Raw genomic sequence first — 16673 nt, 5'->3', positions numbered from 1 at the left:
CCACGGCATCTGTGGACACACCGCTGTGCACAGCCGCTAGGAGACCGAGGTGATCAAAATCCGCGCGCGGCTCAGTTTCCCGCCACCACAAGAGCCTAAGACAGGAAGGACACCAGCCCCATGCTGACCGCCATCATCGACTATGAATCCGGCAATCTTCATTCCGCCGAAAAAGCCTTCCAGCGTATGGCGCAGGAACTGGATGCCGGCACGGTTGTTGTCACCTCGGATGCCGATGTGGTGGCCAAGGCAGACCGTCTGGTGCTGCCCGGTGATGGCGCCTTTCCCGCCTGCGCCGCCGAGCTGCGCGGCCACAAGGGCATCTATGACGCCATGATCGAAGCGGTGGAGCAAAAAGGCCGCCCCTTCCTTGGGATCTGTGTTGGCATGCAGCTGATGGCCACAACTGGCCATGAATACAGCGATACCGCCGGGCTTGACTGGGTCGGCGGCGATGTGGTGAAAATCACCCCCTCGGACCCCGCACTTAAAGTTCCGCATATGGGCTGGAACGATCTTGTCATCGACCACCCGCACCCGATTTTTGACGGCATATCCTCAGGCGATCACACCTATTTTGTGCATTCCTACCATTTCCGCGTCAAAACCGATGCCGAGCGCCTGGCCCATGTGGACTATGGCGGCGATGTCACTGCGGTGATTGGCCGGGACACCATGATCGGCATGCAGTTTCACCCGGAAAAAAGCCAGGACGTCGGCCTGCGGATGATCGGAAACTTCCTCAACTGGGCCCCCTGACCGAACGCGCAGACTGGGCAGAGGCGATGCCACGCCTCGCCCCCTTTCATCTATCCTCAACTCTTCAATTCCACAGCTGCCCAGCCCGCTGGGATCGGCGTTCTGCGCGCCCTTTCAGCCAGAGGCACGCAACGAGACCGGCGCCACCCCGTAGGCCTTGCGAAAGGCGCGGGTGAACCCCTCGGGCGAGCCATAGGCATAGCGTCGCGCCACCGCCTCTACCCTGTCGCCGCGTGTCAGATCCTGATGCGCCAGGGTCAGACGCCAGCGCCGCAGATAGCCCATGGGTGTTTCGCCAACCTCTGCGGTAAACAGTTCGGAAAACCGCGACAGCGACAGGCCGGCCTCCGCCGCAAGATCGCCACTGGACCACAGACGCCCCGGATGATCATGCACCGCCACAATTGCACGGCTCAGCCGGGGATCCGCCAGCCCCGCCAACAACCCCGGTTCCGTCGCACCCTGTTCGATCTGGCCGCGCAGCAACCGCACCATCAACACCTCGCCCAGACGATTGACCACCGATTGCGCCCCACAGCGCCTGGCAGAGCTTTCAGCCAGCATGACCTGCACCAGATCCCGTGTTTCACTGTTGCAGGTGAGATCAAAATGAACCTGCTGCGGCAGCGCCGCCACCAGCGGGTTCTGCCCCGCTCCCCAGTCCACTCTGACGCTCAATAACACCTCCCGCTCGGCGCTGATCCGCAGCTCACCTCGGGGGAAAAACATCAAACAGCTCGGCGCACCGAGCGCCCCCAGCACAACAAGATTGGCCTGTGGCAGAGGCGCGGGATGAACCGAAAGCTGGAAACGCTCCATCAAAGTTGTCAACCTGTCCATCTTCTCTCCTGCCTCAAACCAGCCCAGCGGGCCCTGTCACACGCCACCTGCGGCGTTATCAGCGCAAAAGCGACTATCGGATTTTTAGTTTGTTTTTTCGGATTTTCAAGATGCAAACACCTGCAATAAGGCTGGCAATGAACTGATCCACTCACCCACAGGAGCCCACCATGCTAATTCCCCGCCAAAAAACCCCTGACCTGTCCCTGCCCCTGCTAGGGGGTGGTCGCTTTGATCTGGCGACCGAAGACAGCAGCCGCGGCACCGTGATCTGCTTTTACCGCGGCCTGCACTGCCCGCTCTGCGCCAACTACCTGAAAGAGCTGGAAAAGCGCGTTGCTGAATTTGCCGAACGTGGCGTGAACTGCGTTGCGATTTCTTCTGACGGCGAAGAGCGCACCCAGGCCATGGCCGACAAGATCGAAGCCAGCGCCCTGCGCTTTGCCTTTGATCTGCCACTGGATGTGGCAAAGTCCTGGGGGCTTTATATTTCCACCTCGCGCGGCACCACCTCGATCGGCATCGAAGAGCCCGCGCTGTTCTCGGAACCCGGCTTGTTCATGGTGACACCGGAGCAGACGCTTTATTACGGCTCAACCCAGACCATGCCCTTTGTGCGTCCGCATTTTTCGGAACTGGTCGGCGCATTGGATTTTGCCATCGCCAACGACTACCCGGCCCGAGGCGAATACACCGGCGCGGTTTAATCCCCGGATCAGATCACAGCCAAAACCTGCTACACCCACTCACGGAACTTGCAGGCTTAGCCGTCGCTTTCGATTGTTCGAAGGCGGCGGTTTTCACGTCGCGCGCCCTTAAACACAAAGGCAATAGACTGAGGGAATGGACAGAGACCGGCTTTGCGGGCATAGAGAAGCTCCCGCCAATCAAAGGCTATGACCGCGCCCGTGCAGACCCGACTCGAAAAATTTGACTATGTTGAGGGGCGCCACCGCTACTGCGTTCTCAGGCTCAGCCAGACGCTGTTCGGGGAATGGTGCCTGGAGCAGGCAAAGGGGCCCATCGGCGCCCCCGGCGGGCAGCAGATCCGCGCCTATTTTCACCAGCATGGCGAGGCGCTGCAATATTTTGAAGCCCTGCGCGAGAGCCAGGTCAAACGCGGCTTTGTGCCTATTCCGGTGCAACTGGGGCTGCTGTAGCGGCCCCAGCGCTGTCATGTCCCGACAGGGGATCAGATCAAATCCCCTGTTGCACCTCAGATCTGAGTTATTTCACCCGTGTCCAAGTCTGTTTCGAGCAGATCAACCCGCCCGCAACACAGCCCCGCAGCGCCAGAGAGTTGCCATTGAGATCCATCTTGCCGGTATAGATCTTATCGTTGGAGGGGCGCCAGACCTCGCCAGTGTAGTAGCCATCCCCCTGGGCAACCATATCAATTACAAGGGTCTTGCCGATATTGGTAGAGCTGTACTCGCCCTCACCATTGAACGTGCGGGCAATCTTGCCACAGATCGCAGCCCCACAGGGCGCCATTTCGATATGGGCAAAAGACCCGTCATCCGGCTGGGTTTTCCAGGTGCCTAGGATAGGATCCGCAACCGCAGCCCCTGCCAATGTCAGCGCGGCCAGCGTTGTCGCCAATAGCATCTTCATGTTGTTTCTCCCTTTGGTTTTATCATCAATATAGCCATTTCACTGTGCAACTGTCACAAATGTTGTGCACAGTTTTGCAACGACTGTGGCGCAAGGCTAGCTTTTCAGGCAAGGCTGACTTTGGGTCGCGTTGCAATTCGGCTCCGCCTTGTGCAAAACACCGCCGAACATGTATGGCCAGCTCCCCTGGCCACAAACCGGATGTGACCGGATGACAAAGGCTGCGCAAATGATCCTCTACCCCGCAATCGACCTCAAAGATGGCCAGGCCGTGCGCCTGCTGCATGGCGACATGGACAAAACCACCGTGTTCAACGACAACCCCGCCGCCCAGGCGCTGGAATTTGTCGCTGCGGGCTGCGAGTGGCTGCATCTGGTTGATCTCAACGGTGCCTTTGCAGGTGAGCCAGTGAATGCCGCCCCGGTTGAGGAAATTCTGAAACAATGCAAGGTGCCTGCCCAACTGGGTGGCGGCATCCGCGACATGAAAACCATTGAGAACTGGATCGACAAGGGTCTGGCCCGAGTGATCCTGGGCACGGTTGCGGTGGAAAACCCCGATCTGGTGCGCCAGGCTGCGCGCGAATTCCCCGGCAAAGTAGCCGTGGGCATTGATGCCCGCAATGGCCGCGTCGCCACCAAGGGCTGGGCGGAAGAGACCGACGTCATGGTCACGGATCTGGCGAAATCTTTTGAGGACGCCGGCGTTTCTGCCATCATCTATACCGACATCATGCGCGATGGCGCCATGAAAGGCCCCAATGTCGCGGCCACAGCGGAGCTTGGCAATGCGGTTTCTATCCCGGTGATTGCCTCTGGCGGAGTGTCCTCACTCGATGATCTGCGGGCGTTGAAATCCTGCGGCGCGCCTTTGAATGGGGCGATCTCGGGCCGGGCGCTTTATGATGGCGCCATTGACCTCGCTGAGGCTCTCAGCGTGATGAAGGCCTGAACCGCCATGGGCCAAGTCATCGCAACGGATTTGCCCGCCTCCAGCCTGCTGTTTCAGCAAGCCGCCGGCGTTCGCGAAGGTGACTTTGTCGATTGCTATGCCAAGCCCAGCTCTCTGCCGCTTGAAGAAGCCGCCGAACGGGCTTTTCGCTTTCCCGCCTGGGTCTCAGCCCTGATGCGATTGCGAAACCTTATGGTCGCGCCCTTTGGATTGAACACCGAGGTCACCAGCCCCAACCGGATTGGTTTCTTCCCCCTGGTCAGCCGCTCGGACACCGAATTGATCCTCGGCATTGACGACAGCCACCTGGATTTTCGCATTTCGGTGCTGAAACAGGATGGCATGATCTTTTTTGGGACTTGGGTGCGCACCAAAAACCGCTTTGGCCGCTTTTATCTGACGTTGATCATGCCCTTTCATATCCTGATCGTGCGCAATGCGGTGGGGCGCGTTTAATGCCCGGCCTCTTACAACAGTTCACCCGCAGCCTTTTTGGGCTTCAACACCAGGCTGATCTCAAAATACGCGGGGGCGGTTGCGTTTATTACGCCACGCCTTCTGGCACCGCTTGTGCTGGTTGCTGGTGTTTTATGGCTGGCCGTGACATTGCTCCTGGCAGCATGGAAAAGGTAGATACGCGATGCTAAAAACCCGCATCATCCCCTGTCTCGACGTGGCCGATGGCCGTGTGGTCAAAGGCGTCAACTTTGTTGGCCTGCGCGACGCAGGTGACCCGGTAGAATCAGCCAAGGCCTATGATGCCGCCGGCGCGGATGAGATCACTTTTCTCGACATTCACGCCACCCATGAAAACCGCGGCACCATGTTTGACGTGGTGCGCCGCACCGCCGAACAGTGCTTTGTGCCGCTCACTGTTGGCGGCGGCGTGCGCACCCGCGAAGACGTGCGCGCCTTGTTGCTGGCAGGTGCTGACAAGGTCTCGTTCAACTCCGCAGCCGTGGCCAACCCGGATGTGATCGCCGAGGCCGCCGACCAGTTTGGCAGCCAATGCATCGTCTGCGCCATCGACGCCAAAACCGTCAGCCCCGGCAAATGGGAGATCTTCACCCATGGCGGCCGCCGCCCAACCGGCATTGATGCGGTAGAATTTGCTCGCACCGTGGTGGCCAAGGGCGCCGGAGAAATCCTGCTGACCTCGATGGACCGCGACGGCACCAAGGCGGGCTTTAACCTGCCCCTCACCCGCGCCATTTCCGATGCGGTGCAGGTGCCGGTGATCGCCTCGGGCGGGGTTGGCACCCTGGACCATCTGGTTGAAGGCGTGACAGAAGGCGGCGCCTCTGCCGTCCTCGCCGCATCCATTTTTCACTTTGGCGAATTTTCCATTCAGGAGGCCAAGGAACATATGGCCGCCGCCGGTATCCCCATGAGGCTGACATGAGCATTCTTCACGACCTGGAAGCAATCATCCACAATCGCAAAACTGCAGACCCCAAAAGCAGCTGGACCGCCAAGCTGCTCGCCAAGGGCCCGGAGAAATGTGCCGAAAAGTTTGGTGAAGAAGCCATTGAGGCGATCATCGAAGCCGTCAAGGGCGACCAGGCGAAGCTCGCCTCCGAGGGCGCCGATGCGCTCTACCATTTCCTGGTGATGCTGGCAGCCCGCGATGTCTCCCTGGACGATGTCCTGGCAGAACTCACACGCCGCCAAAGCATGAGCGGCCTGGACGAAAAGGCCTCCCGCAGCAAAGGCTGACCCCAGTCCCTCTCTGCCCCTGGGTCAAGGGATGGGGTTATTCTTAAGCCAGAAAATTCTGGTACTGTTTCAGGCGCTTTGCCAGGCGGTTTCGCTCCTCAAACGCTTCTCAGCAACTCTTTCTTTGCCGGGCCGCAGGCCCGGCTGGGCCCAACGGGAAGTCCTGCATCTTTGATGCTGGTCTGCCGGGCGGGAGCCCCCCCTTTTTTTGCTGGAACACTAAAGTTTTGAGGAAATGATACCGGTGGCAAAGCCACCCATGCGCAGCTCGCCAAACAGGCGCTGATATTCGATCTTGGGACAGCGGTTTTGCACCACATCCACCCCACGGGCTTCGGCCTTGGCCGCTGCCGCCGCATGCTCAACCCCGATCTGCATCCAGATACATTTCAGCTCAGGAAAGACCTCAAGCGCCTCATCGACGATGGGGGGCACCGCGTCAGAGCGGCGAAAGATGTCCACCATATCCACCGGCTGTTGGATCGCTGAAAGGCTGGGCTGCACCACTTCGCCAAACAACCGCTTGCCCGCATGGCCAGGATTGACCGGAATCACCCGATACCCTTTGAGCCCCAAATACCGCGCCACATAGTAGCTGGGACGCACCGGGTTCATTGACACCCCAACAACCGCAATGGTGCGGTTGCGTTGCAAAATAGATTTCAAAAAGCTGTCGCTGTAGTCTGTCATACACCAGAGGTAGCCGACCCTCCCGCCAAGGCCTAGCCCAGAAACGACAGAAATGCCCTGGCAACAGCCGCCCACCGTCAACAGCGGCCAAAAAAACGCCCGGAAGCCAAAGCTCCGGGCGCGAGGTGTGGAACGAGGGACATTGATAAAGAGCTACGGCGTTTCCGCTCCGCAGTCCCTATAGATGTAGGATGGCAACATTTAAAAAAAAGATCCCAACAGGTACTTTTTTCGCAAACCCGGCCTGGGGGCAGCCGTCAGTGGCGCAAAACTGCGGGCCAATTGTCATGCGCCGCCTGCAACAGTTCTGGCTTTTCCTGCTGCCAGACCGCCTCAACAGCGGGGTTGTTGAGCAACAACAACTCACCATCTTCGATCCGCCACAAACTAGGATCACCATGGGCAAGGTAGCCCTGCGACACCGCATAGGCGCAATAACCGCCAAAGACCGGTGCATAGGCGCGTGGGTTCGCCTCAAACTGCGCCTGATGGCCAGAAGAGGAAAACCGCCAAAAGACGCCCTTCCACATCAGCGCAAACTCCTGGCGGCCAAGCACTGCGCCCTGCCCTTCGAAAAAGGCAACAACATCATAGCCATCCAGGGCCAGGCCATCGTGGGCCGAAAAGATCGGCGTCTCTGCCCGCGCAGACAGCGGCGCCAGACCTAGGGTCAGGACCAAAGCAACAAGAGTGTGGCGCAGAACCAATGGAACCTCCGAAAGATGCAGATAGAACAGCCCTAAATCTGGCCTAGAAAGGGCGTTTTGCATAGATGGGTTACAGTTTTGTGATCGCAACGTGAGCGTAATCAGTCAAAAATGTCCTCAACCAGATCGACAGCTTCTGACAACAGCGACTGGAACAGGCCCTTGCGCTTTTTGGGTTTCTTGCCTTTGCCACTCTTGTGAACCGGCTTTTTTCCTTTTGCGCCTTTGATCTTTTTGCCCTTGGGCTTGATCAAAGCCGCAGCAGGCCTGTCAAGCGCCGTTGCCGATGGCAGCCGCGCCCCCTTTCCGGGTGTCAGGGGGCGTGCTTTCTGGCTGGCCAAAGGTGCGCCGCAGGTTCCACAGATCAGGGCTGAAATGCCACTCTCTGTTTTGCAGGGCATGAAGCTCGATTGCACGCCGCAATAGCAGCAACTCAGTATTTTGCCACCATGGGTTCCGCTTTGTGCCATCTCGCCGTCCGCCTTTGTACTGTTGTGCGATCTCAGGACCGCTCTAAGCTGGCATATAGGGCGATCGCGGCGGCATTTGAGACGTTGAGCGAACCAAACCCGCCCGCTGCGTCAATTTTCACCAAGTGATCAACAGTTTCTTTGGTTTTTTGTCGCAGCCCAGGGCCTTCGGCGCCAAGGACAAGCGCAACGGGCAGATCCTTACGCCCCGCAAGACAGCTCTCGATGGTCTGTTCTGCCTCACCATCCAGCCCCAGCACCACATAGCCCATGTTCTGCAGCTCGGTAATCGTGTCGGCCAGATTGCGCATCCGCAGATAGGGTTGGCGCTCCAGCGCGCCGCTCGCAGTTTTGGCCAGGGCACCGGTTTCGGGTGCCGAATGGTGCCGGGTGCCGATGACGGCGCTGGCGCCAAACACTTCGGCAGAGCGCAGAATGGCTCCGACATTATGCGGGTCGGTCACCCGATCCAGCAAAATCACCCGCGGGATCTCAGCACCGATACAGTTTTCCGACAAAGACCCCCAGCTCAGTGGCATCACTTCCAGAGCCGCCCCCTGGTGCACCGAATTAGGATCCAGCGGCGCGTTGAACTTGCGCGGTTCTACCAGTTCCGGATCTATCCCGGCAGCAGCGATGGCGTCTTCCAGTTTGTTCTGGGCATTCAATGTTACGATAAGACGTAATTTTTTCCGCTTCGGGTTCATCAGCGCATCGCGCACAGCATGCAGCCCAAAGAGCCAGACGGTCTCAGTGCCTCCGGCCTTTTTGTTCTGCTCCTTTTCGATCACCCACTGGGGCTTCTTCGTGGGTTTCTTGGACATCGTTCTCTCCAGCAAAAGGAATTTCAGGTTCGGGCAAAAAACTTGCGCTTTTTCTGTTGACGCCCCTTAGGTGCGCTAGTAATCACCCCCCCACAGCAGGTCAACAGCGACTTGCTAGTGGGCGACAGGCCGCAAGGTGTGGCAGGGGACTGTAACTCCCTCGCGGAGACGCACGCCTGGTTCGATTCCAGGGTCGCCCACCACTTCCAATTTTTATTCAATAAAATCAAGGGAGTGGTGGACCGCAGCGGGCCCAAGGTGATCATTGAGTTTCAATGGGTTACATTGAAGGTGTACCGCAATTTCTTTGCTCACCCCTCTTCCAGTTACGGCCTATGCTTGACCAGTCCTAGTGTTGCACATTGTTCTTTTCTCACCCGTCATATTCTCTGGGGCGTGATTGGTCCGCTGACCGCATCGCATCAGCGGATCCGCCTCGGTAGGTGATCCGGTTTTCCTTGACGTTCTTCATACCAAACTTGGAGAAGCGCATCTTGTCGATAGCAAAGCCAACCGTCATCTGATTGCCGAGCTTCCTGATGATATCGCGCATCCAGACCGAATCCGCATGCCCGCACTTGCACATCACATAGAGCTTGTGCTGGTCGATAACTTGGAGCTTTGTTCCACCGCGCTTTAACATAGAGGCGTCATATAGTTCACGACCTGACCATGGAAGCCTGCTCTCAGCCCGAAGCGGACGCGACCGCGAGTATGCGATTTCGAGAGGACTTAGAAACGGTTACGTTCCTTCGGTTATTGCTTCAAGTACATTGGCACTTGGCGCTTACTGACCAGAGACGGTGCGATTTTTTAATTCATCTCTCTCGAGTTTTCGTGCTGCTTTTCGACATTCCTTCACGACATTGTCACGTAAAATTACAAGAGCTTTTAATTGAACTGCCGTTTCAAGTTGATGTGATTTCGGAAAGATAAGGCTGGTGATCTGCAGGAGGGAAGACGCAGTGTGAATCGCTGGTGTCTGCAAACCTGCGTTGGTTGCGCCTGAATGAATTATCTTATCTCCAAGAATTGAGCCCAGCGTCCTCAGTGTGCCGGCGCTCCCTGCGTGAACTTTTAAACTCGACCATTTATATTCCTGAGGAAGTGCTCCCCAATCCACCGCTTGCTCCAAATCTTGGAAGCGCGGTGCTTTACAGCCGAGGCTGTCTGCTGCCCAACCATAGGGCCCTTTAAATGATCTTCCAAATAGTTCTACGACCGCCTCATAATCGTCCTCAATCTGCTTCGCTGGTCCTTCAAGCGAACTGGGATCGAACACCTCCCCGGCAAACTTGAACTCGTTTTCAAGCAAATCTCTCGCGCTGACAACGTCGTGTGCGATGTAACGCTTTGCTGCCTCATCGCCAAACCGAGAAATAAAGAAGGCGACTACTGTGATTTCGTAAAGGGTGCGCCATCGGGCGTAAGCACCATCGGGGAAACCGCTTTCGATTAGTGTCAAGATCTCCCGCGTGGTTTGGCAAGCGCGCGCATGCAGAATCATGAGCGCCTCCCGCCTTAGTTTTCCCCTCTTGGCTTTCGACTTAACGAGTTTTCCGGAAAAGACCTCACCTATCTCGCGCGACGCGATAAGCATCATTCGAAGTGGGTCCAGCCCTTTAGACCAGCGTAGATCAATTCGATCGCTGAAATGTCTAGTTTCGTATTTCTCATTTAACTTTACTTCTGGCCAGCGTTTCTCGAGGTCTTTGACGATGCTCTTGGCACCATCCTCGATTGATCCATGGATTAATTTCGGCAAGCCTTTGTTCAAGAAATCATTCATCTTTTCCAGTATTTCGTCGCCGTCCTGATCCGTAAATTCAATAGCTATCTTTTCTGGAACGTTATCACCGCCATCCCACTCGAAAGCCTCTTCTTTGCCGGAGAGAACGTGATCCACGAATGCTTCAATCGCGTCTCTATCCTTGACCCCTTGTTCCTCGAGTTTTCTCTTAAGAGCTAGACGCGTGAAATGGCGCGGAATTTTCTCTATTTCCGCCTCAAGTACTTTTTTCATTTTGTCCATTGAGTGGCCCCCTTCCTAGTTGCCCATAACCACTTCGCTATGGTGAGTTCGCTTCTGGTGTAGCAGAGGCCACTTTCTGATTGCTATCCGACTTTGCAAACTCCGCTTCCTGCGCACAGCCGACGTCAACACTTTGTCTGGCACAAGCTAGATCCCTGCCCCTTATGTCCTGACCAGCCTCATCGACGAGAACGGCCCAGAGCCGCCGTTGACCAGATGTACAAGCGCTGCGTTGCAGCTTCCCCGAAGCAGCCGTTCAACACATTGTGCAGCATTTTTGTTGGCCAGAGGCAGCAGTGCGGGACAAACGGTGCATTCGCTGCGGCTGCGCCAAGGTCTGCTTCACCGATAGACAATAAGAACCCCACGTGTCATTAAAGGCGCATGAAAACCTTGGTTCAGAACTTTGGTCGTCAGGGCCAAAATCGAATTACCTTCCCGGTCTGAAAACCGGGCCGGGCTAACTCGTATTTGAACGTCAACTGCGCACGCTGCGCACGCTGCGCACGCTGCGCACGCTGCGCACGCTGCGCTGAACAAGGTTATTCATATGTCCTCGACAACGCCAACTCTGCACCTGTTGTGCGGAAAAATTGCTTCTGGAAAATCCACTCTGACTGCCCAACTTAGTCGCACGGCAGGAACTATTGTGATTGCTGAAGATGAATGGCTGAATGGTCTTTATTCTGAAGAAATGTCGTCGATTTCGGACTACATGCGGTGCATGTCAAAGTTTCGCGAGGTCATGGGACCACACGTCGTCTCATTGCTACATGAGGGAATTTCAGTCGTTTTGGACTTCCAAGCAAACACGATTGCTTCGCGTGATTGGATGCGGGACATCTTGGAACAGACGAAGGCTGCACACAAACTTCACGTTTTAGATGTCCCTGACGAAGTCTGTATCGCGCGGCTTCATGCTCGCAATGCTCAAGGCGATCATCCATTTGCGGCAACAGAAGAGCAATTCCGACAAATTTCGAAACACTTCGTCGCTCCTTCACCTGAGGAAGGATTCAATGTGGTGATGCATCACGTTGACACGAAACTTTGAGTTAACCGGACCTTCATTGATGGTGCGGCATCCGGTAAAGTGGGCTCAAAGCCGCCTTGCGGCGGTGCAGCGTGTGGTTTTCACCCTGAACACTCTGTCGCCGGTCTGATCGGCCCACCTGGTTGACTGCTGTCAGTCCGAAGCAAACGTATATTACCTAATTCTCGGGTGCTTCTCCGTCTTCGTGCAACAAGGAACGTTGGATTGAGTCCACCAGACGACTTCCAGCGCCTACAATTTTCGACAAAACCATAAGTTGCTCACGGCAAGCAACATTAGCTGTCGGCGTAGGATAGTTTATTCTATGATCAATCTCGCCCCAAATTTCTTCGAATAGGGTTCTCACCTGAAGCTCACAGCAAACATGCGAATCCGCGCGAGGCTTCAAAAGATAATGAACGCTAGTGTAGCTTGTATCACGCTGTATTATGTCCAAGTCAAATCCGTCAAAATACCTAGTGGCCTCGGGGTCCCATGTAAAAGCTTTCGGTTTCTCGTGTAGAACCCAATCTTGCCCGCCGACTCTATCGCGAATACTTTTATCAATCACTCCAAAATCTTCTTGAAATAATAGCAGCAAGCGAACACCAGCAAGGTCGGTTACCGTCTCAAATAAATTATGGGGGCTGATATCTCTCCCTTCAGCTTTCTTGCGGGTTACCTTTTCCCTCAGGTGATTTAAGTCTTTCATTCTATACTTCATCGAATGGATGACCGAACTCCCCTCCAGCCTCACGCTCGGGTGCGATTCGAAGAAATTGCTAACTCCGTTCATAAAAAGCTTAGTGTCAGGAAGTTTATTATCAAGCTCCTCTTGGAAAGCCGCCCATTCGGAATCATCCATTTACAACACCTCAAGCCTAGAAATTACATCCACAGCAAACTTTACGTACGCTTCCTGTGTAGCTTCATAAATCTTTCGGTTTCCTACAATTGTAGATGCATCTCCGGATTCTAAATCGGTCGCAGTAGGTAACTTCCACATAGGTAGGTGATACTTTTGCGCCATACTGGGAAGAGTGTTGTGGCCATGGATGACTGCACCCTCGCCTATACTGCCTTCAAAAGATTTTTTATCTAAGGGAGCCATTTGAGATTGTGATAATACAGAGATAATAGTTTCTGGAATTTGTTTGGCGTAGTTATAGTGGGCTTTGGCTATGCCTAATTCATTCGTAGTTTTTGAGCCCTGCAATCGCCGAGCATTGTACAAAGTAAAACCTAGGAAGCGTACAAATTTCTCAGAGAAATTATGTCGCTTGGCATCTGAAAGTAGAGCGAAAATACTGTCGTACTGTTTCTTCCACAGCGCAAGTGCTGACCCAATATTTCTAATACCATACAGCGAAAAAAGGTCAGGGTTTGCAGGAATGATAAACCCGTCAGCTTGGCTCAAAATGTTCCGATTGAGAGCACCCAAAGAGGGAGATGTGTCAATTATGACTACATCGTACTTATGAAGCTTTGTGTACTCTTCGGCAATTGATCGAACGCTAGTTGCGGTTCTAATTGCTAGAGGGTCTCCAGAATAAACTTGACTGAATCTTTCCGCGACTTTGCTTTCAAACATATGAAGCGTTAGGCGCCCCGGAATTAGATCGAGATTATTGCTTAACTTTACCGGAGGAGGAAGCTCTTTGAGCTCTTCTGTTCCATCTTCTATCGGCTTCAACATGAAATGTATCGAGCGAGGATTTGAGCAAGTTTTGTCAAAATCATTTTGGTCCATGGCTGTTCGAGCAGACTTGAAATCATCAATAAAGGTGTCTTCAGGTTGCCAAATTTCAGCGATTTCGCTCTCAGCCAGTGAATAAATTGTTAGGTTGCACTGCGGATCGAGGTCGATCATCAAAACCTTTTTACCAACTTCAGCCAATGCATGGGCAAGGTGGTAGGTCAGCGTTGTTTTTCCAACACCTCCTTTGTTGTTAAAGATTGTTAGTATCTTCATATCGGTTTCCTACTCAAATTAGACGCACACGCCTAGCGCGAACATATGCTAACATCAGACAAAGCCCAAGTCCCAATAATGCATTCTGTCGAGTTTCCATTTCGAGTCATCCGACAAACCTTGCAAAATACACTACCTGCGCACAGCCGACCTTGGCGCGTGGCGCAGCATATGGGATCCGCTTGAGATGGTTTGGAACGGCTGCTTCAGTCTGTCCGTCCCGGAGCTCTCGCAGGTGCAGCTAATGTCCGCAATCCGCCCGTTGTCAACGAGTGTTGCCTTATTGTAGCTGTTCAAAATTCGCGGTCCAGCAGCGGTGGCAGGTCAGGATCAGTCTTCAAAGTTTGGCGCGGCCAGAATCTCAGCCACTGCGGCCAGCTTGCCATTGGCGCAGGACCGCCCGCGCGCCTCGGCAATCAGGGCATCCGAGATCTGACCCTCAGATTGCGGCACTGGCCCGGTGTATCCCGCGCAGGGTTGCAGCAGATCGGCAGGCACATTTGGCGGCGGCAACACCGCCTCACGGACGGGTTGAGAACAACCGGCCAGCAGTAGCAGCAAGCAAAGGGGATAAAGGCGCATCGCGGCCCTCCATGTTTTGCAACTCATTTGATAGCGCCACCCAGGCGCGGGCCTCATCGGCGGCGCGGTCCCGGTGGGCGCGGTGAATGCGGGCGGTCTCTGCGGCTTGCTGCAGGCTAGCCTGCGTTGTGGCGAGATCGGCTTGTGTGGCCGCCAGCTCGGCGCGCAACCGGGTGCGGTCCTGGAAGGCATCACGAATGGTCCAGACCGCCCCGGCCAGCATGGCCACCAGGGCAAGCCCTGGCAGATTGCGCGAGAGAACAGCCGGGATCATGCTGCCTCTTTCAGCGCCTGATGGCACATGGCGCGCTCGGCGCCACGCCGATTGACCAGCCCAGCCCAGACGCGCCCGCCTGCCCTGTTCCAGCGCGGCAGCTCATTGCAGGCGCCTGTCAGATCCCCGGCATTGGCGCGGCGCACCAGGGTCGAGCGACAAGCAGCCCCTGCCCCGACATTGTAGGTCCAGCTGACCAGGGCGATCTTCATGCCCACCGGCACCGGGTGGGTCAAACAGCGGTCCAGCGCCGCCTCATAGGCCAGGATCTCGCGCGCCAGCATGGCATCGCACTCCGCCTTGCTATAGCGATCACCGCGCTGCACCCCCTTGGTTTCGCCATAGCAGACGGTCCAGACGCCAACGACATCGCGGTAGGCTTGCGTCCGCAACCCCTCCCACTGGCCAATGAAGCCAACGGCCATGGAAAGCGCGAGACCACTGGCAGAAATAACGCCAACCGTGCGCCGTCGCACCGCACCAGACTGATCGCGCCGGAAGGCGGCAAGGCTGGACAGGCCCGAGAGCCCGCTTTGCAGCACCAGCCGCGCCGGGATCGCCAGCACCTGGCATGTGGCCGAGGCCATGGCAAAATACAGCGGATCCCAGCCCAGCATGCCGGGTTGAACCAGGGCCAGAAAGTATCCGCCCAGCAGAACCAGGCTCGCCAAAATGAGCCAGACAGACCAGGACTTGCCAAGCGTGGCGCGCCAGTTTGAGATCAGTTTCATGATGATTGCTCCAATGCAAAAGACCCCGCCAAAGGCAGGGCTGGGTTTAGGTTTTGAGTTTTGTGGTTTCGTTACGGCTTAGTTCGTACAAGCCATTTGGTCAGCAACACCTCAGCGCCGCGGGGGCCAATGTAAGCCGCCAGCGCCACAATGCCGGTGGTCACGGTGGGCCCGGCGCCCATATAGCTGGCAATGGCCTCGCCAATGATGGCCATGCCGATGGCCACCGGGATTTCCCAGAACAGTTCCGGGCCAAAGAAACGGCGTTGGCCTTTGCGCACCTCACCAGAATGCCACATCAGGCGGCCTATACTGGCCCCGACCAGCGTCGTTGCCGCACCGCCCAGCAGGTTCGACATCCAGTCGATCAATCCGCTTTCATCCATTTCCTGCCCCCCTCACTGCGCGGCCAGAATGAAGGCAATCAGCTCATCATAGCGGACCCCATAGCGATCGAAGCGCTCCGCACCATCCGGCGCAGTCTCTGCACTCTCAAAGGTTTGGCGCTCAATACGCGCAGGCTCAGCAAGAACCGCTTCCGTGATTGGTTCCGCCAGCAGATTGCCCTCTTCATCAAACAGCTTGGTGATCTCATCCACATAGACCGCAGGAACCCGCACATCAGCTTCCCACCATTCGTCCCAGCACAGCAGGCCATAATCAAAGGCGTCCAGCCCCTCGGCCACAAAGGCTGACGCCAGTTCCTGGGCAATCACCCCGAAGTGCCAGCGAGCAGTTGCACCCTTGGCCGCGACCGCGTCCCGGAACTTGAACTTTTTCAGCAGCCCTTTGGCCGCAATGGCCACGCGCGTTTCAGCAGCGTCAAGGTCTGAGATCTGTTCTTTGGACCGCTCATCGGAGGTGTTGATTGCCCCCGAACCCGCATGAACGACAGACCAGCGCTTTGCTGCCGCCCCCAGAGACTGACTGTTGTCTGCACCGGGCTTAAAGACCCCATTGTCCTCAAAGCGGGCGGTTTCGATAAATGTGACTGGATCGCCTTCAACGCCAGCCACAGCCCGATTGAAGATGTGAGCGCCACCCGACTGGGTATAGTTTCCGGCCATCGCATCAAAAGTGTATGCCCAACCGCTAGGGCCGATTGCACAATTTGAAGATAGTGCAACGGAGCCGGCACTGTGCGTCGCCTGCAACGCATGGCGAGCGGTGACTTTGATCCCGCGCCAAGAGGCTGCGAACGTCCAGGATTCAGGGGTTCCAACAACGACGTTCCCAACAACATCCAGCTCAGTAAACGCCCCCGCGGCTGGCGTGGTCTGGCCAATGGTGGTCCCATTCAGCGCACCGCCAACAATTGTGCTACTGGTTTCCAGATAGGCCCGCCAGGCCTCCATGAAGCCGACAAAATCATCGGTGACCCATTTGAACAGGGCAAACATTTTGACGTCAAAATCTGCCTCGGGCGCAGAGCGTGACGGAATAGCCGGCAAAGCCGGGGCAATGGGTGCTGCCATAG

General features: G+C 56.1%; 23 protein-coding genes and 1 tRNA gene. 9 read left to right on the top strand and 15 right to left on the bottom strand.

The window, feature by feature from the left end:
- The first annotated feature begins 120 nt into the window (after positions 1-120).
- Positions 121-759, top strand: a complete 639-nt coding sequence (gene hisH, locus N1037_08845; GenBank protein ID UWS81102.1) for an imidazole glycerol phosphate synthase subunit HisH — start codon at positions 121-123, stop codon at positions 757-759.
- A 114-nt stretch (positions 760-873) separates the two neighbouring features.
- On the opposite strand, the gene N1037_08840 is transcribed toward hisH, so the two are convergent.
- The gene (locus N1037_08840; GenBank protein UWS81101.1) at positions 874-1599 is read right to left on the bottom strand and encodes an AraC family transcriptional regulator; all 726 of its coding nucleotides are present in this window, start codon (positions 1597-1599) and stop codon (positions 874-876) included.
- A gap of 170 nt (positions 1600-1769) precedes the next feature.
- Between N1037_08840 and N1037_08835 the strand changes: the two genes are divergently transcribed.
- Together N1037_08835 and N1037_08830 are read left to right on the top strand one after the other, a co-directional pair.
- A complete protein-coding gene (locus tag N1037_08835; GenBank protein UWS81100.1) occupies positions 1770-2306 on the top strand; it encodes an AhpC/TSA family protein in 537 nt (178 codons plus the stop codon).
- Positions 2307-2507: 201 nt separating this feature from the next.
- Complete coding sequence (locus tag N1037_08830; GenBank protein UWS81099.1) at positions 2508-2759, top strand: WGR domain-containing protein; 252 nt, start codon at positions 2508-2510, stop codon at positions 2757-2759.
- Between the two features lie 67 nt (positions 2760-2826).
- Here N1037_08830 and N1037_08825 read toward each other — a convergent pair whose 3' ends face one another.
- The gene (locus N1037_08825; GenBank protein UWS81098.1) at positions 2827-3213 is read right to left on the bottom strand and encodes a DUF2147 domain-containing protein; all 387 of its coding nucleotides are present in this window, start codon (positions 3211-3213) and stop codon (positions 2827-2829) included.
- Positions 3214-3442: 229 nt separating this feature from the next.
- Here N1037_08825 and hisA point away from each other — a divergent pair, with 229 nt between their 5' ends.
- The 4 genes from hisA (at position 3443) to N1037_08805 (ending at position 5881) form a co-directional block, all read left to right on the top strand.
- Positions 3443-4165 (top strand): 1-(5-phosphoribosyl)-5-[(5-phosphoribosylamino)methylideneamino]imidazole-4-carboxamide isomerase, encoded by a 723-nt coding sequence (gene hisA, locus N1037_08820; GenBank protein UWS81097.1) that lies wholly within the window; start codon positions 3443-3445, stop codon positions 4163-4165.
- Between the two features lie 6 nt (positions 4166-4171).
- Entirely contained in the window at positions 4172-4621 is a 450-nt protein-coding gene (locus N1037_08815) for a DUF2867 domain-containing protein (protein UWS81096.1), read from the top strand.
- A 184-nt stretch (positions 4622-4805) separates the two neighbouring features.
- Positions 4806-5567 (top strand): imidazole glycerol phosphate synthase subunit HisF, encoded by a 762-nt coding sequence (hisF, locus tag N1037_08810; GenBank protein UWS81095.1) that lies wholly within the window; start codon positions 4806-4808, stop codon positions 5565-5567.
- Positions 5564-5881, top strand: coding sequence for a phosphoribosyl-ATP diphosphatase (locus N1037_08805; GenBank protein ID UWS81094.1), 318 nt, complete (start codon positions 5564-5566; stop codon positions 5879-5881). The genes hisF and N1037_08805 overlap by 4 nt, the downstream gene beginning before the upstream one ends.
- 219 nt (positions 5882-6100) lie before the next feature.
- Here N1037_08805 and N1037_08800 read toward each other — a convergent pair whose 3' ends face one another.
- From N1037_08800 to rlmB, 4 genes are all read right to left on the bottom strand, one after another.
- Positions 6101-6571, bottom strand: a complete 471-nt coding sequence (locus N1037_08800) for a CoA-binding protein (protein UWS81093.1) — start codon at positions 6569-6571, stop codon at positions 6101-6103.
- A 257-nt stretch (positions 6572-6828) separates the two neighbouring features.
- On the bottom strand, positions 6829-7278 hold the full coding sequence (locus tag N1037_08795; GenBank protein UWS81092.1) for a twin-arginine translocation pathway signal protein: 450 nt from the start codon (positions 7276-7278) through the stop codon (positions 6829-6831).
- Between the two features lie 101 nt (positions 7279-7379).
- Positions 7380-7748 (bottom strand): hypothetical protein, encoded by a 369-nt coding sequence (locus tag N1037_08790; protein ID UWS81091.1) that lies wholly within the window; start codon positions 7746-7748, stop codon positions 7380-7382.
- A 32-nt stretch (positions 7749-7780) separates the two neighbouring features.
- Entirely contained in the window at positions 7781-8572 is a 792-nt protein-coding gene (rlmB, locus tag N1037_08785) for a 23S rRNA (guanosine(2251)-2'-O)-methyltransferase RlmB (GenBank protein UWS81090.1), read from the bottom strand.
- A gap of 119 nt (positions 8573-8691) precedes the next feature.
- Here rlmB and N1037_08780 point away from each other — a divergent pair.
- Positions 8692-8775 (top strand) — tRNA-Tyr (locus N1037_08780).
- 170 nt (positions 8776-8945) lie between these two features.
- On the opposite strand, the gene N1037_08775 is transcribed toward N1037_08780, so the two are convergent.
- Both N1037_08775 and N1037_08770 read right to left on the bottom strand, forming a co-directional pair.
- On the bottom strand, positions 8946-9215 hold the full coding sequence (locus N1037_08775) for a hypothetical protein (protein ID UWS81089.1): 270 nt from the start codon (positions 9213-9215) through the stop codon (positions 8946-8948).
- A gap of 144 nt (positions 9216-9359) precedes the next feature.
- On the bottom strand, positions 9360-10604 hold the full coding sequence (locus N1037_08770; protein ID UWS81088.1) for a DUF5677 domain-containing protein: 1245 nt from the start codon (positions 10602-10604) through the stop codon (positions 9360-9362).
- Positions 10605-11154: 550 nt separating this feature from the next.
- Here N1037_08770 and N1037_08765 point away from each other — a divergent pair.
- Positions 11155-11658 carry an ATP-binding protein gene (locus N1037_08765; protein UWS81087.1) on the top strand — a complete coding sequence of 168 codons (504 nt, stop codon included), beginning with the start codon at positions 11155-11157 and terminating at the stop codon, positions 11656-11658.
- A gap of 157 nt (positions 11659-11815) precedes the next feature.
- Here N1037_08765 and N1037_08760 read toward each other — a convergent pair whose 3' ends face one another.
- The 7 genes from N1037_08760 to N1037_08730 form a co-directional block, all read right to left on the bottom strand.
- Positions 11816-12502 carry a RelA/SpoT domain-containing protein gene (locus N1037_08760; GenBank protein UWS81086.1) on the bottom strand — a complete coding sequence of 229 codons (687 nt, stop codon included), beginning with the start codon at positions 12500-12502 and terminating at the stop codon, positions 11816-11818.
- Entirely contained in the window at positions 12503-13609 is a 1107-nt protein-coding gene (locus N1037_08755; GenBank protein ID UWS81085.1) for an AAA family ATPase, read from the bottom strand.
- A gap of 330 nt (positions 13610-13939) precedes the next feature.
- Positions 13940-14122 (bottom strand): hypothetical protein, encoded by a 183-nt coding sequence (locus tag N1037_08750; GenBank protein UWS81084.1) that lies wholly within the window; start codon positions 14120-14122, stop codon positions 13940-13942.
- A gap of 7 nt (positions 14123-14129) precedes the next feature.
- A complete protein-coding gene (locus N1037_08745; protein ID UWS81083.1) occupies positions 14130-14465 on the bottom strand; it encodes a hypothetical protein in 336 nt (111 codons plus the stop codon).
- On the bottom strand, positions 14462-15196 hold the full coding sequence (locus tag N1037_08740) for a lysozyme (GenBank protein ID UWS81082.1): 735 nt from the start codon (positions 15194-15196) through the stop codon (positions 14462-14464). The genes N1037_08745 and N1037_08740 overlap by 4 nt, the downstream gene beginning before the upstream one ends.
- Before the next feature lie 71 nt (positions 15197-15267).
- Positions 15268-15582: a phage holin family protein gene (locus N1037_08735; protein ID UWS81081.1), complete on the bottom strand. Its 315-nt coding sequence runs from the start codon at positions 15580-15582 to the stop codon at positions 15268-15270.
- 12 nt (positions 15583-15594) lie between these two features.
- The gene (locus tag N1037_08730) at positions 15595-16671 is read right to left on the bottom strand and encodes a tail fiber domain-containing protein (protein ID UWS81080.1); all 1077 of its coding nucleotides are present in this window, start codon (positions 16669-16671) and stop codon (positions 15595-15597) included.
- Positions 16672-16673 lie beyond the last annotated feature (2 nt).

The organism is Phaeobacter sp. G2, from assembly GCA_025163595.1.
Classification (GTDB): domain Bacteria; phylum Pseudomonadota; class Alphaproteobacteria; order Rhodobacterales; family Rhodobacteraceae; genus Pseudophaeobacter.
The sequence above is the reverse complement of the archived record's forward strand: the minus strand, read 5'-3'. Positions and strand labels throughout refer to the sequence as shown.

Coding starts and splice junctions, on each gene's coding strand:
- hisH (UWS81102.1), top strand. CDS start 121: ATGCTGACCGCCATCATCGACTATGAATCCGGCAATCTTCATTCCGCC.
- N1037_08840 (UWS81101.1), bottom strand. CDS start 1,599: ATGGACAGGTTGACAACTTTGATGGAGCGTTTCCAGCTTTCGGTTCAT.
- N1037_08835 (UWS81100.1), top strand. CDS start 1,770: ATGCTAATTCCCCGCCAAAAAACCCCTGACCTGTCCCTGCCCCTGCTA.
- N1037_08825 (UWS81098.1), bottom strand. CDS start 3,213: ATGAAGATGCTATTGGCGACAACGCTGGCCGCGCTGACATTGGCAGGG.
- hisA (UWS81097.1), top strand. CDS start 3,443: ATGATCCTCTACCCCGCAATCGACCTCAAAGATGGCCAGGCCGTGCGC.
- N1037_08815 (UWS81096.1), top strand. CDS start 4,172: ATGGGCCAAGTCATCGCAACGGATTTGCCCGCCTCCAGCCTGCTGTTT.
- hisF (UWS81095.1), top strand. CDS start 4,806: ATGCTAAAAACCCGCATCATCCCCTGTCTCGACGTGGCCGATGGCCGT.
- N1037_08805 (UWS81094.1), top strand. CDS start 5,564: ATGAGCATTCTTCACGACCTGGAAGCAATCATCCACAATCGCAAAACT.
- N1037_08800 (UWS81093.1), bottom strand. CDS start 6,571: ATGACAGACTACAGCGACAGCTTTTTGAAATCTATTTTGCAACGCAAC.
- N1037_08790 (UWS81091.1), bottom strand. CDS start 7,748: ATGGCACAAAGCGGAACCCATGGTGGCAAAATACTGAGTTGCTGCTAT.
- rlmB (UWS81090.1), bottom strand. CDS start 8,572: ATGTCCAAGAAACCCACGAAGAAGCCCCAGTGGGTGATCGAAAAGGAG.
- N1037_08775 (UWS81089.1), bottom strand. CDS start 9,215: ATGTTAAAGCGCGGTGGAACAAAGCTCCAAGTTATCGACCAGCACAAG.
- N1037_08770 (UWS81088.1), bottom strand. CDS start 10,604: ATGGACAAAATGAAAAAAGTACTTGAGGCGGAAATAGAGAAAATTCCG.
- N1037_08765 (UWS81087.1), top strand. CDS start 11,155: ATGTCCTCGACAACGCCAACTCTGCACCTGTTGTGCGGAAAAATTGCT.
- N1037_08760 (UWS81086.1), bottom strand. CDS start 12,502: ATGGATGATTCCGAATGGGCGGCTTTCCAAGAGGAGCTTGATAATAAA.
- N1037_08755 (UWS81085.1), bottom strand. CDS start 13,609: ATGAAGATACTAACAATCTTTAACAACAAAGGAGGTGTTGGAAAAACA.
- N1037_08745 (UWS81083.1), bottom strand. CDS start 14,465: ATGATCCCGGCTGTTCTCTCGCGCAATCTGCCAGGGCTTGCCCTGGTG.
- N1037_08740 (UWS81082.1), bottom strand. CDS start 15,196: ATGAAACTGATCTCAAACTGGCGCGCCACGCTTGGCAAGTCCTGGTCT.
- N1037_08735 (UWS81081.1), bottom strand. CDS start 15,582: ATGGATGAAAGCGGATTGATCGACTGGATGTCGAACCTGCTGGGCGGT.
- N1037_08730 (UWS81080.1), bottom strand. CDS start 16,671: ATGGCAGCACCCATTGCCCCGGCTTTGCCGGCTATTCCGTCACGCTCT.